Source organism: Paenibacillus pasadenensis DSM 19293, from assembly GCF_000422485.1.
GTDB classification, from domain to species: Bacteria; Bacillota; Bacilli; order Paenibacillales; family Paenibacillaceae; genus Paenibacillus_O; species Paenibacillus_O pasadenensis.
The window spans coordinates 328,299-341,111 of the sequence record NZ_AULW01000001.1 but is presented as its reverse complement, the minus strand read 5'-3'; the positions used below and the strand labels follow the sequence as shown (position 1 = coordinate 341,111).

The following is a 12,813-nucleotide window of genomic DNA, read 5'->3' as shown; positions in this document are numbered from 1 at the left end:
GTGGGGCTGCACCGATGAAATACCATGAACTGACGATCTATACGACCGAGGAAGCGGTCGAGATGATTTCCAATTTCCTGCATGAGCAGGGAGCGGGAGGCGTGTCGATCGAGGAGTCCGGCTCGCTGGAGCGGCGGCGCGACCTGAGCTTCGGGCAGTGGTACGAGCTGCCGCTGAACGACATCCCGGAGGGCTTCGTCGTCATCAAGGGCTACTTCAACGAAGACGAGGACATGGACGCGCATGTGAAGGCGGTCCGTCCCCGCATCGAAGAGCTGCGGACGTACGAGATCGACCCCGGGCCGGCCGACATCTCGGTCGTGACGGTCGACGAGAACGACTGGGCGACCGCCTGGAAGCAGTATTTCAAGCCGATCCGCGTCTCGGAGCGGCTGACGATCAAGCCGACCTGGGAAGAGTACGAGGCGACCTCGGAGGAGCTGGTCATCGAGATCGATCCCGGCATGGCGTTCGGCACCGGCACGCATCCGACGACGTCGCTCTGCCTGCGCGCGCTGGAGTCCACGGTCCGCGAGGGCGACGAGGTCATCGACGTCGGCACCGGCTCCGGCATTCTGGCGATCGGAGCGGTCAAGCTCGGCGCGAGCCGCGTGCTCGCGGTCGACCTCGACCCGGTCGCCGTCTCGAGCGCGATCGAGAACGCCCGCCTGAACGGGCTCGAGGACCGCATCCAGGCGCTCCAGAGCGATCTGCTCGGCGTGCTCAAGATCAGCAGCGGCGAGGCGTCCTCCTGGAGCTCCGAGTCCAATCCGATCGAGGCCAAGGTGCGGGCGGAGCTGGCCGAGCGGGCCGTGAACGAGCCGCTGATCGTCCGCGTGCCGTGCGACCTGATTGTCGCCAACATCCTCGCCGAGATCATCCTGCTGTTCCTCGACGACGTCTATGCGGCGCTGAAGCCGGGCGGCACGTACATCGCCAGCGGCATCTACGAGAACAAGGAAGAGACGGTCGCCGCGGCGCTGCTCGCCGCGGGCTTCGAGATCGTCGAGCGCGTCCGCGAGGACAAATGGATCGCCTTCGTGGCGGCGAAGCCGAAAGGCGAAGGGTAGGCGCGGATGGAGGGATTGCAAAGCCTCATTCGCTTTCCGCTCGACGAGCTGCCGTTCATCGCGCTCGTGCTCATCATCGCGTTCACGCTGCATGAGTTCGCGCATGCCTATGCCGCGTACAAGTTCGGCGACGATACGGCGTACAAGCAAGGCCGGGTGACGCTCAATCCGGCCGTGCATCTCGATTTCCTCGGCACGTTCCTGATCCTGATCGCCGGCTTCGGCTGGGCGAAGCCGGTGCCGGTCAACCCGCTCAACTTCAAGCGGCCGCGTCTCATGAACATCGTCGTCGCGCTCGTCGGTCCGCTCAGCAACCTGGTGCTGATGGCGGTCGGCGCGTTTTTATGGCAGCTTTTCAACTCGACGGATCTGCTGCTCGGCGCTTCGGATCGCGTCGTCGAGGCACTTTCGATCTTCCTGCACTACTTCATCTATCTGAACGGCATGCTGTTCCTGTTCAACCTGCTGCCGCTGCCGCCGCTCGACGGCTATCGCATCCTGTACGAGCTGCTGCCGCGCCGCACGCGCATCCAGCTCGATCAATACTCCCAGTGGGGCATCCTCATCTTCTTGCTGATCGTCTTCATCCCGGCGCTCAATCGAGCGACGCTGCAGCCTTATCTGGCTCTTGTCGGAGATCTGCATGGCATGTTCCGAACGTGGTTTGAAGCTCTTTTTTAATCGTACTCCCAATCCGCACGGCAAGAAGGACAAAGCGAGATCGTCTCGCTTTGTCCTTTTTCACGTTCATCTAGTTGAAGCGGCCGCCTTCTTAGCCCACCTCTGTAAAGGACCGATCGGGAAGCAAGCGGTACCGTTGCAGCTGCGCTCTATTCCGCTCCGTGAGATTCCATGACACCGACGCATCGTCCCAATCGCGCGTATCGTCCCAATCCCGTATCGTCCCACTTGCGCGAATCGCACCGTCCGGAGGCGCTCGGTTTTGCGTGCGGCTGTTGCAGTCGAAGTGTAAAGGAGAGGGCCGCTGACGACGAATCAGATCGTTAGAAGCTCCGAATGGGGCGGCTCAAGCATCTAACGACGCGTGAAGAGCTTAGCCGTGCAAAATAGTCGAAAAAACGTGCGGAAACAGGCGAAAGGCGGTTCTAAGCGTCTGATTCGTCGTTAAAAATTTGGAGACGCGGAAAAAGGGGTTCTAAGCGTCTGAGGAGTCGTTAGATTCGGGCGGGGACGTTCCTTGCAGGGAACGAAAATTCGGCAACATCTGCTTCCTTCGGAGGTTGCAAACACGCGGAGGCTGCAAACACGCCCTAGCCGGTTGAATGCGCACTCTAGCAGCTAATGGCAGTTCTGCTCGAGCTGGACCTCGGTCCCCTTGAGCGTCAACGTGGAAAACCCGCTGGCATATTCCGTGTACCCGCATACGACCGTCTTCACGGAATCGCGGTCGCCGCCGATCCGGTACTCCACGTAGATCGACCCTTCCCCGGCATGCTCCAGCGCCGGCTTGAACGTCGCTTTGCGCCCGTTGTCCACAGTCCGGGACAAGCGGTCCAGCGAGCTCACGCCTTCGATTCCCGAACCGTCCCGCGAGCGGATGGAGATCGCCAGCACGTCGACGCTCTTGCCGGACTGGTTGTCGACGGTCAAGCGGAAGGGCCGGAACTCCTTCGAGAGGGAATAAAGAGGGAACCCGACGAGAAACAGGCCAGCGATGGCAGCGAGGATCAGCACGGCTAGTCCCCGATAGACCCATGGCGGGACAGGCGGTTTCGGCCGCGCCGCGCTCCCTCCACTCCCATGCCGGTCCTCATCATGCATGACATCGCCCTCTTTCCATCATTCTGGATTTCTATCCCAATAGACGGAAGATCCGCATGGAATGTATCGCCAAGCGGCGGCTTGCCCGCCGCCCGCATGGATTTTCATCCGCAAAAGGTGTATGATGGAGGATGACTTTTACGATACAGGGGTTATGAGATGCAGCGATATTTCGTCTCGCCGGAGCAGTTCGGCGATTCCACGGTCGTCCTCCGCGGGGAGGACGCCCATCATATGGTCAAGGTCATGCGCATGAAGGCGGGCGACGAGGTCATCGTCGCCGACGGCGTCTCGCTCGAGGCGCGCGTCGTGCTGAGGGAGCTGTCGGCGTCGGAAGTGACCGCCGACATCACCGAGCGGCTGCCGATGGACCGCGAGCCGCTTTGGCGCGTGACGGTCGCCCAGGGCTTGCCCAAGGGGGACAAGATGGAGCTCGTCATCCAAAAAGGGACGGAGCTCGGCGCCTTCGCCTTCCTGCCTTTTCAATCCGAGCGGATGGTCGTGCAGTACGACGCCCGCAAAGAGGCGAAGAGGCTGGAGCGCTGGGGCAAAATCGCCAAGGAGGCGGCGGAGCAGGCGCATCGCAGCCGCCTGCCCGAGGTGCGGGAGGTGCATGGCTGGAAGCAGCTGCTCGCCGACGTGCCGCGGCATGATCTGGCGCTGTTCTGCTACGAGGAAGAGGGCCATGCTCCAGGCGCCCTTACGGGACTGGGCGACCGCATCCGGCAGGCGCGCGAGAGCGGCGTCCTGAAGGACGGCGAGCCGCATGCGGTGCTGCTGGTCGTCGGGCCCGAGGGCGGCTTCAGCCCCCGCGAGGCGGAGGAGATCCAGGCGGCGGGCGCGCTCGCGGCAGGCCTGGGACGGAGAATATTGCGGGCCGAGACGGCGGGGCTGGCGGGACTGGCCGCGCTCATGTACGAGTCCGGAGAAATGGGAGGAAGAGGAACGTCATGCCATCGGTAGCCCTTCACACCTTAGGCTGCAAAGTCAACTTTTACGATACCGAGGCGATCTGGCAGCTGTTCAAGAACGAAGGCTACGAGCAAGTGGACTTCGATACGGACAAGGCCGACGTCTATCTCATCAATACATGCCATGTCACCAACACGGGCGACAAGAAGAGCCGGCAGGTGATCCGCCGCGCGATCCGGCGCAATCCGGACGCGGTCATCGCGGTGACGGGCTGCTACGCGCAGACGTCGCCGGCGGAGATTCTCGACATCCCGGGCGTCGACCTCGTCATCGGCACGCAGGACCGCGAGCGGATGATGGACTACGTGCGCCAGGTGCAGGCCGAGCGCGTCCCGGTCAACGCCGTCCGCAACATCATGAAGACGCGCGAGTTCGAGGAGCTGGACGTGCCCGACTTCGCCGACCGCACGCGGGCGTTCCTGAAAATTCAGGAGGGCTGCAACAACTTCTGCACGTTCTGCATCATCCCGTGGTCGCGCGGCCTATCGCGCAGCCGCGATCCGCAAAGCGTCGTCGCCCAGGCGCGCAAGCTCGTCGAGGCCGGGTTCAAGGAGATCGTGCTGACCGGCATCCATACGGGCGGCTACGGCGACGATCTGGACAACTACAAGCTGTCCGACCTGCTTTGGGATCTGGACAAGGTGGACGGGCTGGAACGCATCCGCATCAGCTCGATCGAGGCGAGCCAGATCGACGAGGACATGATCGAGGTGCTGAACAAGTCGCCGAAAATGTGCCGCCATCTGCATGTGCCGCTTCAGGCCGGGGACGACACGGTGCTGAAGCGCATGCGCCGCAAGTACACGACCGAGGAATACGCGGCGACGATCCGCCGCCTGCATGAGGCGATGCCGGGTGTCGCCATCACGACCGACGTCATCGTCGGCTTCCCGGGCGAGAGCGAGGAGCAGTTCGAGGCGGGCTACGCGTACATGAAGGAGCTCGGCTTCTCGGAAATGCATGTCTTCCCGTACTCCAAGCGGACCGGCACGCCGGCCGCGCGCATGGAGGACCAGGTCGACGAGGCGGTCAAGAACGAGCGTGTCCACCGGCTGATCGACTTGTCGGAGACGATGCAGCTCGCTTATGCCGAGAAGTACGTCGGCCAGACGCTGGGCGTCATCCCGGAGCTCGAGCACAAGGGCAGCGCGCCGGGCTCGGGCCTGATGATGGGGTATACGGACAACTATATCCAGGTCGTCTTCGAAGGAGACGAGTCGATGATCGGCAAGCTGTGCCGCGTCGAGATCACGGAAGCGGGCGTCAACGAGAGCCGCGGACGCCTCGTCGAGGTCGTGCAGGAGCAGCCGGCAAGGCTGGAGAAGGCAGGAGCCTGACATGCGGCGCCGCGCCGTCAAGATCAGATCGGGGAGGATCGGAAGCGCATGAAGGAAATCTCAGCAGGCGGGGTCGTATACCGGCGGACGCCAGAGCATGGACTGCAGATCCAGCTCATCCAGGATCGGTACGGCAAGGTTTCGCTGCCGAAGGGCAAGATGGAGCCGGGCGAGACGGTGGAGGAGACCGCGCTTCGCGAGATCGCGGAGGAGACCGGCCTGCAGGGCCGGATCGTCGAGCCGATCGACCAGATCAAGTACCAGTACCGGCACGAGGCCAAAGGGCTGGTGGACAAGGAAGTCCACTACTATCTCGTCGAGGCGACCGGCGGCTCGCTGCAGGCGCAGGTCGAGGAGATCCGCGGCGTCGAGTGGTTCGAGCCGGAGGAGGCCTGGCGCCGCCAGAAGCAGTCCGGCTACGACAACAACGACCGCATCGTGGCGGGTGCCCTCAGGCTGCTCGGACTGAGCATCAGCGGCACGTAAGGCAGCGGGGCCGGCCCCGTCCCTAGGGCGTGCCTGCAACTTGTGAAGGAAGCAGCTGTTGCCGAATTTCCGTCCCTCACAGGGGGCGAAAAGGCGGCGATGGATGCCCCCGAGCACGGTTGCAGGCACGCCCTAGGCTTTGGAAGCGGGGCTTTTGCCGGAGCGGCGGCGCAGCGGCAAGTAGCAGAGCGGCAGCGCGAGCAGCGAGCAGGCGACGTTGAACAGCGTCTGCGCATGCGCGAGCTGCGCCGACGCGCCCCCGCCGAACGAGGCGGCCGCCGCGGCCAGCTGCGGCGTCAGCGGCAGGAACAGCGCCGCTCCGCCGACGTTGAGCGCGACGTGGAACCAGGCGACGCCTGCGCCGGCGCGGCTGCCGCCGATGGAGGCGAGCACCGCCGTCAGGCAGGTGCCGACGTTGGCGCCGATGACGATCGCGATGCCTAGCTCGGGCGGCATCGCCCCGGCGGCGGCGAGGCTCATCGCCATGCCGATGACGGCGGCGCTGCTGTGGACGACGGCGGTGAGCGCCGCTCCGGCCAGCAAGCCCCACAGCAGGCTGTCATCGGAGCGCTCCATGAACCAGGCGTAGAACGGGCTGGCCTGCACGGCGGCTCCGATCGACTTCATGACGGAGATGCCGGCGAGCAGCAGCGCGAAGCCGAACACGGCGAGCGAGGCGCTGCGCAGCGGCCCGAGCCAGCGCTGGCGGTGGCGTCCGCCGGAGGGGCTCATCTCGCCGAGCACGGCGGTGAGCAGCCAGCCGGCGAGCGCGGCGAGCAGCAGCGGCCCGGCGAGGCGCTCCAGCTCGAGGCCGATCAGCTCGGTCGTCAGGCAGGTGCCGACGTTCGTGCCGAGCACGATGCCGAGCGTGCGCGGCAGCGTCAGCACGCCGGCGTTGACCATGCCGATGGCGATGACGGTGACGGCGGTGCTGCTCTGCAGCACGGCGCTGATCGCCGCCCCGGAGGCGAGGCCGTGCAGCGGCGTGCGCGTGAAGCGCTCGACGGCGGCGGTGACATAGCGGCCGGCGGAGCGGTGCAGCGCGGCTTCCATCAGCTTCATGCCGAGCATGAAGACGGCGAAGCCGAGCAGCGCGGGGATGAGGATCGAGCTGAGCATGGACAGGACTCCTTTCGCTTTTCTACTTTATGTGGACGGGCGGGGAGGCATGACCGGAGACGCCGCGCGGCGCGCGGCCCGGGATCGATAGATCGCGAAAGGAATGGGATCAGGCTTGAGCAGAGCGAAGCTTTATTTGCATAAAAAGAAGACGAGGCGTCTGGAGCAAGGGCAGCCGTGGGTGTACGCCGGCGAGATCGAGCGCATGGACGGAGAGGCCGCGCCGGGCGACATGGTCGACGTCATGGCGGCGAACGGCCGCTACCTGGCGTCCGGCTACTGGAATCCCGCCTCGCAGATCCGCGTGCGCGTCGTCTCGCGGCAGCCGGAGCAGGAGCTGGACGAGGCGCTGCTGACCGCCCGCCTGGAGGAGTGCCGCGCGTATCGCGAGCGCTTCGTCTCCGAGCCGGACTGCCGGCTCGTCTACGGCGAGGCGGATTATTTGCCGGGGCTCGTCGTGGACCGCTTCGCGGACGTGCTCGTCGTGCAGATCCTGACGCTCGGCATGGACCAGCGCCGCGAGCAGCTGGTGCGGGCGCTCGTCGCCGTCTTCCGGCCCAAGGGCATCTACGAGCGCAGCGACGTCGGCGTGCGCCGCCTGGAAGGGCTGGAGGAGCGCACGGGCGTGCTGTACGGCGACTGTCCGCGCTACGTCGACATCGTCGAGAACGGCATCGTCATGGAGGTCGATCTGGAGGAAGGCCAGAAGACCGGCTATTTTTACGACCAGCGGGAAAACCGCGCCTCGATCGCGCCGCTCATGAAAGGCTGGGGCGCGCGCAGCGGCATCCGGCTCGAGCGGCGTCCGCTTGCGGAGCTGCCGGAAGGCTGGGAGGCTGCCGCGCCGGCAGGCGGGCGGCCGGACGGAGAGACGGCGCTCGTGCCGGTCAACAAGAGCGGCAAGCCTGTCGCCTACCCGCTCTGGGACGGGGCGACGGTGCTGGAATGCTTTGCGCATACGGGCAGCTTCACGCTGCATGCCTGCAAGTACGGAGCGAAAAAGGTCACCTGCCTCGACGTGTCGGAGCATGCCGTCGAGACGGCTCGCCGCAACGTGGAGCGGAACGGCTTCGCGGACCGGGTGGAGTTCGTCGTGGACGACGCGTTCCAGTACCTGCGCCGGCAGGTGAAGGGCAAGGACGAGCGCAGCGCGCGCGCCGAAGGCGCCAAAGGCGTCGATACGTCCCGCAAGCTGGAGGAAGGCGGCCGCACCTGGGACGTCGTCATCCTCGACCCGCCGGCCTTCGCCAAGACGAAGGGCGCGGTGGAAGGCGCCTGCCGCGGCTACAAGGACATCAACCTGCACGGCATGAAGCTCGTCAACGAAGGCGGCTATCTCGTCACGGCGAGCTGCTCGTACCATATGAGCCCCGAGCTGTTCCTGCAGGCGATCCAGGACGCCGCGGCCGACGCCGGCAAGTCGCTGCGCCTCGTGGAGTGGCGCGCGGCGGGCAAGGACCATCCGCAGCTGCTCGGCGTCTCGGAGGGCCATTACTTGAAGTTCGCGATCTTCGAAGTGCGCAGCCTGGGCTAAGGCGCGTCGGCAGCCTTCGAACGAAGCAGATAAGGGGCCTGCCCAGCCTTGAAGCGTTCCAGCCGTCCGGCGCCGACCCGGACGGCTGGTTTCGTTTCGCGCCCTCCGCTCCAGGCTTGTCACGCAAGGCGCGAAGATGCTACTGTATAAGAACATATGTTCATGATCGGCCGGGCGGGACGAGCCTGGCACGAGGGGAAGGGAGAGGCGCACATGAAGTTCATCCATACGGCCGACTGGCATCTGGGCAAGCTCGTGCAGGGCGTCTACATGACGGACGACCAGCGCTTCGCGCTGGAGCAGCTGCTGGAGGCGGTCGAGCGCGAGCGGCCCGACGCTGTCGTCATCGCCGGCGACCTGTACGACCGGGCGGTGCCGCCGACGGAGGCGGTGGAGCTGCTCGACGAGACGCTCTCGCGCCTTGTCATCGGCCTCGACACGCCGGTCATCGCCGTCGCCGGCAACCACGACAGTCCCGACCGGATCCGCTTCGGCAGCCGGCTGATGGCCGGCCGCGGCCTCCATCTGGCGGGGCGCTACGACCCGGACGCGGAGCCGGTGCGGCTGCGGGACGGCCATGGCGAGGTCCATTTCCACCTGCTGCCGTACTGCGATCCGTCCGTCGTCCGCCTGGCGCTCGGCGACGAGTCGATCCGCACGCATGACGACGCGATGCGGGCGGCGGCCGCGCGTCTGGCGGAGCGGCTCGATCCGGCCGCGCGCCATGTGCTCGTCGGCCATGCGTTCGTCACGCCCGGCGGCCGCCCGCAGGACAATACGAGCGACTCGGAGCGGCCGCTGTCGATCGGCGGAGCGGAGCATGTGGACGCGCGGCATTTCGATCCGTTCCACTACGCGGCGCTCGGCCATCTGCATCAGGCGCACTGGGTCGGCCGCGAGAGCGTGCGCTACGCCGGCTCGCCGCTCAAGTACTCCATCTCGGAGGAGCGGCATCGCAAGGGCTGGCTCGTCGTGGAGCTGGGCGCGGACGGCGAGGCGTCCGTCGAGCAGCGGCTCCTCGAGCCGCGCCGCGACATGCGCCGGGTGAGCGGGTACATACGGGACATCGAGGCGACGAAGGAGAGGAGCGACGATTACGTGTTCGTGACGCTGCTCGACGACAATCCGGTGCTGTTCCCGATGGAAAAGGTGCGCGCCGCCTATCCGAACGCGCTGCATGTGGAGCGCCGTCCGCTCGCGCCTCCGGCTGCCGCGGGCGACGGTCCAGCCTCTGCCGCCGACCGGGGAGGAGCGCGCCGCGCGACCGATCCGGCGTCGCTGTTCGAGGGCTTTTACCGGGAGGTGCGCGGCACCGAGCTGAGCGAGAGCAAGAAGCGCCTGTTCCAAGAGGTGTGCGGACGGGTGCTCGGCGGAGAGGAGGCGGCGGGATGAGGCCGATTCGACTGAGCATGACGGCCTTCGGGCCCTATCGCGACGAGGAGGCGATCGACTTCGAGCCGCTGCGCGGCAGAGGGCTGTTCGTCATCTCCGGCCAGACCGGCGCGGGCAAGACGACCGTCTTCGACGCGCTCTGCTACGCCCTCTACGGCGCGGCGAGCGGCGAGGACCGCGCGGAGACGCGGCTGCTGCGCAGCCATTTCGCGGGCGACGACCAGCCGACGTCGGTGGAGCTCGTGTTCGAGACCAAGGGTCGGCGCTACCGCGTGTTCCGCCAGATGGCCCACCGCCGGGCGGGCAACAAGAGCGAGACCGGCGGCAAGGCCGAGCTGTACGAGCTGTCTGCGGACGGCGAGGCTCCGGCGGTCGACCGGTTCCACGTCAAGGAGGTGGACGCGCGGCTGGAGGAGCTCGTCGGCCTGACGCGGGACCAGTTCATCCAGATCGTCATGCTGCCGCAGGGCGAGTTCCGCAAGCTGCTCACCTCCGACACGGAGAATAAGGAAGAGATCCTGCGGCGGCTGTTCGGCACGGAGCTGTACCGGCGGCTGGAGGAAAGCTTCGCCGCGCGCGCCCGCGAGCTGCGCGAGGCGGTCAAGGGCGACCGCCAGCGGCTGCTCTATATCGGCGAGCAGGCGCGGAGCGATCTGCCCGCGCGCGAGGAGAGCCGGCTCGCGGCCGTGCTGGCGCAGGAGCATGCTGGAGCGGCGCAGCTGCTGGACGGGCTGGCCGAGGAGGAGCGGCATTACGAGCAGGCGTGCCGCGAGCTGCTGGAGGAGCGGGAGCGGGCGCAGGCGGCCTGGGACGCGCAGCGGACGCGGCTCGCCGAGGCGGAGCGGATCAACGCGCGGCTGGGCGAGCGCGACGCGGCCCGCCGTCAGGCGGAGGCGCTGGAGGCGCGCGGCGGCGAGATGAGCGGGCTCGCCGCGCGGCTCGAGGCGGCCGAGCGGGCGGAGCGGCTCGCGCCGTACGACGAGCAGGCGCGCCGCGCCGCGGCCGAGACGGCCGCGCTGGAGCGCCGCCTGCGCGAGGCGGAGGAGGCGGCCGCGGAGGCGGCGCGCGAGCTCGAGGCGGCGGCCGCGGCGGCTGCGGCGGAGCAGGCGCGCGAGCCCGAGCGGCAGGCGGCCGGCCGCGAGCAGGAGCGGCTCGCGGGGCTGCTGCCGCTCGTGCGCACGCTCGGCGAGCGCCGGGCGGAGCTGGCGCGGCTGCGCGCCGAGGAGCGCAGCGTCGGCGCGGAGCTGGAGCGCGCCGGAGCCGCGCTGGACGCCGCGCGCGCCGAGCGCCGCGAGCGCCAGGGGCGGCTCGAGGAGCTGGAGCGGGCGACGGAGCCGCTGCCGCAGCTCGAGCGGCGGCTGGAGCAGCTGCTGCGCCGTCATGAGGCGCTGAAGGCGATGCTCGAGGCGAGCCGGCAGGCGGAGGCGCTGGAGCGCTCGCGGGACGAGCGCGAGCGCGCCGCGCTGGCGAGCCGCGAGGCGGCGGACCGGCTGGAGCAGCGCTGGATCGAGGGCCAGGCGGGACGCCTCGCCGAGCATCTGCATGACGGCAAGCCGTGCCCGGTGTGCGGCAGCGAGGCGCATCCGCGCAAGGCTTCGGCCGACGTCGAGCCGGTGCGCCGCGAGCAGCTGCAGGAGGCCAAGGCCGCGCTGCTGCATCTCGAGCGCGAGCTCGCCGCCGCGGCCGCGCAGGCCGCCGCGGCGCAGGAGCGCGTCGCCGAGGCCGAAGGGCGCCGAGCGGAGCTCGAGATCGGAGCCGAGCCGCTGGAGCGGCAGCTCGAGCAGACGCTCGAGGAGGGCCGCCGGGTGCGCAGCGAATGCCAGCGGCTGCAGGCGCTGCAGGCGGAGCGCGGCCCGCTGCGCGAAGCGCTGGCCGAGCTGGAGCGCCGGCTGGAGGCGCTGGAGGCGGAGCGCGAGCGGCTGCAGGCGCTGCGCCAGCCGCTCGCGCTTGATGCGGCGGCGCGGGAGGCGCGCTTGGAGGCGGAGCTGGCCGCGGTGCCGGAGCCGCTGCAGGACGCGGCGGAGCTGGAGCGCCGCCACGGAGCCGCCGCGCGACTGGAGGCGGCGCTTGCCGCCGCGCTGCGCGCCGCGCAGGAGCGCCATGCGCGCGCCGGCACGGCCGCGGCGGAGACGTCGGCGCGGCTCGCGGGGCTTGCGGAGCAGGCGCGCGAGGCGGAGCTCGCCGCCGCTGCGGCGGCCGAGCGGCTCGCGGCGGAGCTGGCCGCGGCCGGATTCGCCGCTGCGGACGAGTGGCGCGCGGCGCGCCTGGACGAGGCGCGGCGGGGCGAGGCCCGGCGGACGCTGGAGGCGTACCGCGCGGAGCTGGCCGCGCAGCGGCGGCTCGCCGACGAGCTGGAGCGCGAGCTCGCCGGACGCGAGCGCGCCGCGCTCGCGGAGCTGGCGGCGGAATCGCAGCGGCTCGGCGGCGAGCGGGAGGCGGCGGATGCCCGCTGGCGCGAGGCGGAACGCCGCCGCGGCCAGGCGCAGGCGCTCGGCGCGGCCGCGGCCGAAGCGGCGCGCCGCTGCGCCGCGACGGAGTCCGAGCTCGAGGAGGTCGCCGACCTGCACGAGATGCTCAAGGGCGACAACGCGCTCAAGATCTCGTTCGAGCGCTATATCCTGATCGAGTTCCTCGAGCAGATCCTGCATGCCGCCAACGAGCGGCTGCATGAGCTGTCGAGCGGCCAGTTCGTGCTGGAGCGCAGCGGCCGCCTCGAGGCGCGGGGGCGGCAGAGCGGCCTCGGCCTCGACGTCTACGACAGCTACACGGGCCAGAACCGCGACGTCAAGTCGCTGTCCGGCGGCGAGAAGTTCAACGCCTCGCTGGCGCTCGCGCTCGGCATGACCGACGTCATCCAGTCGAGCCGCGGCGGCGTCTCCATCGAGATGATGTTCATCGACGAGGGCTTCGGCTCGCTCGACGAGGAGTCGCTCGGCCGGGCGATCTCCGCGCTCGCCGACCTGCATGAGGCGGGCCGGCTGATCGGCGTCATTTCCCATGTGCAGGAGCTCAAGGACGCGTTCCCGGCCGTGCTGGAAGTGAGCAAGACCAAGGAAGGACACAGCAGCACGAGGCTGCTGCTCAAATAACGACGCCCGGAGGCGAGAGCCGCCGGAGGGAG

The 12,813-nt window shown here is 68.4% G+C and carries 10 protein-coding genes; 8 read left to right on the top strand and 2 right to left on the bottom strand.

Translation table 11 applies throughout. From position 1 onward, the window contains the following. The first annotated feature begins 14 nt into the window (after window positions 1–14). Window positions 15–1,070: a 50S ribosomal protein L11 methyltransferase gene (prmA, locus tag H582_RS0101515; protein ID WP_028597078.1), complete on the top strand. Its 1,056-nt coding sequence runs from the start codon at window positions 15–17 to the stop codon at window positions 1,068–1,070. Window positions 1,071–1,076: 6 nt separating this feature from the next. Continuing rightward, window positions 1,077–1,751: a site-2 protease family protein gene (locus H582_RS0101510; RefSeq protein ID WP_028597077.1), complete on the top strand. Its 675-nt coding sequence runs from the start codon at window positions 1,077–1,079 to the stop codon at window positions 1,749–1,751. A gap of 618 nt (window positions 1,752–2,369) precedes the next feature. Here H582_RS0101510 and H582_RS0101505 read toward each other — a convergent pair. Further along, entirely contained in the window at window positions 2,370–2,681 is a 312-nt protein-coding gene (locus H582_RS0101505) for a hypothetical protein (RefSeq protein WP_028597076.1), read from the bottom strand. Window positions 2,682–3,011: 330 nt separating this feature from the next. On the opposite strand from H582_RS0101505, the gene H582_RS0101500 reads away from it, so the two are divergent. From H582_RS0101500 to H582_RS0101490, 3 genes are read left to right on the top strand one after another with little or no spacing between them, the layout of a single operon-like run. Then, the gene (locus H582_RS0101500; RefSeq protein ID WP_028597075.1) at window positions 3,012–3,815 is read left to right on the top strand and encodes a 16S rRNA (uracil(1498)-N(3))-methyltransferase; all 804 of its coding nucleotides are present in this window, start codon (window positions 3,012–3,014) and stop codon (window positions 3,813–3,815) included. After that, complete coding sequence (gene mtaB / locus H582_RS0101495) at window positions 3,803–5,161, top strand: tRNA (N(6)-L-threonylcarbamoyladenosine(37)-C(2))-methylthiotransferase MtaB (RefSeq protein ID WP_028597074.1); 1,359 nt, start codon at window positions 3,803–3,805, stop codon at window positions 5,159–5,161. The genes H582_RS0101500 and mtaB overlap by 13 nt, the downstream gene beginning before the upstream one ends. 48 nt (window positions 5,162–5,209) lie before the next feature. Beyond that, the gene (locus tag H582_RS0101490) at window positions 5,210–5,647 is read left to right on the top strand and encodes an NUDIX hydrolase (protein WP_028597073.1); all 438 of its coding nucleotides are present in this window, start codon (window positions 5,210–5,212) and stop codon (window positions 5,645–5,647) included. A gap of 132 nt (window positions 5,648–5,779) precedes the next feature. On the opposite strand, the gene H582_RS0101485 is transcribed toward H582_RS0101490, so the two are convergent. Beyond that, window positions 5,780–6,766 carry a Na/Pi cotransporter family protein gene (locus tag H582_RS0101485; RefSeq protein WP_028597072.1) on the bottom strand — a complete coding sequence of 329 codons (987 nt, stop codon included), beginning with the start codon at window positions 6,764–6,766 and terminating at the stop codon, window positions 5,780–5,782. A gap of 115 nt (window positions 6,767–6,881) precedes the next feature. On the opposite strand from H582_RS0101485, the gene H582_RS0101480 reads away from it, so the two are divergent. From H582_RS0101480 to H582_RS0101470, 3 genes are all read left to right on the top strand, one after another. Then, window positions 6,882–8,300: a class I SAM-dependent rRNA methyltransferase gene (locus tag H582_RS0101480; RefSeq protein ID WP_028597071.1), complete on the top strand. Its 1,419-nt coding sequence runs from the start codon at window positions 6,882–6,884 to the stop codon at window positions 8,298–8,300. 213 nt (window positions 8,301–8,513) lie between these two features. Next, entirely contained in the window at window positions 8,514–9,692 is a 1,179-nt protein-coding gene (locus tag H582_RS0101475) for an exonuclease SbcCD subunit D (protein ID WP_028597070.1), read from the top strand. Next, entirely contained in the window at window positions 9,689–12,781 is a 3,093-nt protein-coding gene (locus tag H582_RS0101470; RefSeq protein WP_028597069.1) for an AAA family ATPase, read from the top strand. Before H582_RS0101475 ends, H582_RS0101470 begins: the two co-directional genes overlap by 4 nt. Window positions 12,782–12,813 lie beyond the last annotated feature (32 nt).

What these genes read in the sequence shown, in the direction of transcription:
- prmA (WP_028597078.1), top strand. Translation starts at nt 15, where the DNA reads ATGAAATACCATGAACTGACGATCTATACGACCGAGGAAGCGGTCGAG.
- H582_RS0101510 (WP_028597077.1), top strand. Translation starts at nt 1,077, where the DNA reads ATGGAGGGATTGCAAAGCCTCATTCGCTTTCCGCTCGACGAGCTGCCG.
- H582_RS0101500 (WP_028597075.1), top strand. Translation starts at nt 3,012, where the DNA reads ATGCAGCGATATTTCGTCTCGCCGGAGCAGTTCGGCGATTCCACGGTC.
- mtaB (WP_028597074.1), top strand. Translation starts at nt 3,803, where the DNA reads ATGCCATCGGTAGCCCTTCACACCTTAGGCTGCAAAGTCAACTTTTAC.
- H582_RS0101490 (WP_028597073.1), top strand. Translation starts at nt 5,210, where the DNA reads ATGAAGGAAATCTCAGCAGGCGGGGTCGTATACCGGCGGACGCCAGAG.
- H582_RS0101485 (WP_028597072.1), bottom strand. Translation starts at nt 6,766, where the DNA reads ATGCTCAGCTCGATCCTCATCCCCGCGCTGCTCGGCTTCGCCGTCTTC.
- H582_RS0101475 (WP_028597070.1), top strand. Translation starts at nt 8,514, where the DNA reads ATGAAGTTCATCCATACGGCCGACTGGCATCTGGGCAAGCTCGTGCAG.
- H582_RS0101470 (WP_028597069.1), top strand. Translation starts at nt 9,689, where the DNA reads ATGAGGCCGATTCGACTGAGCATGACGGCCTTCGGGCCCTATCGCGAC.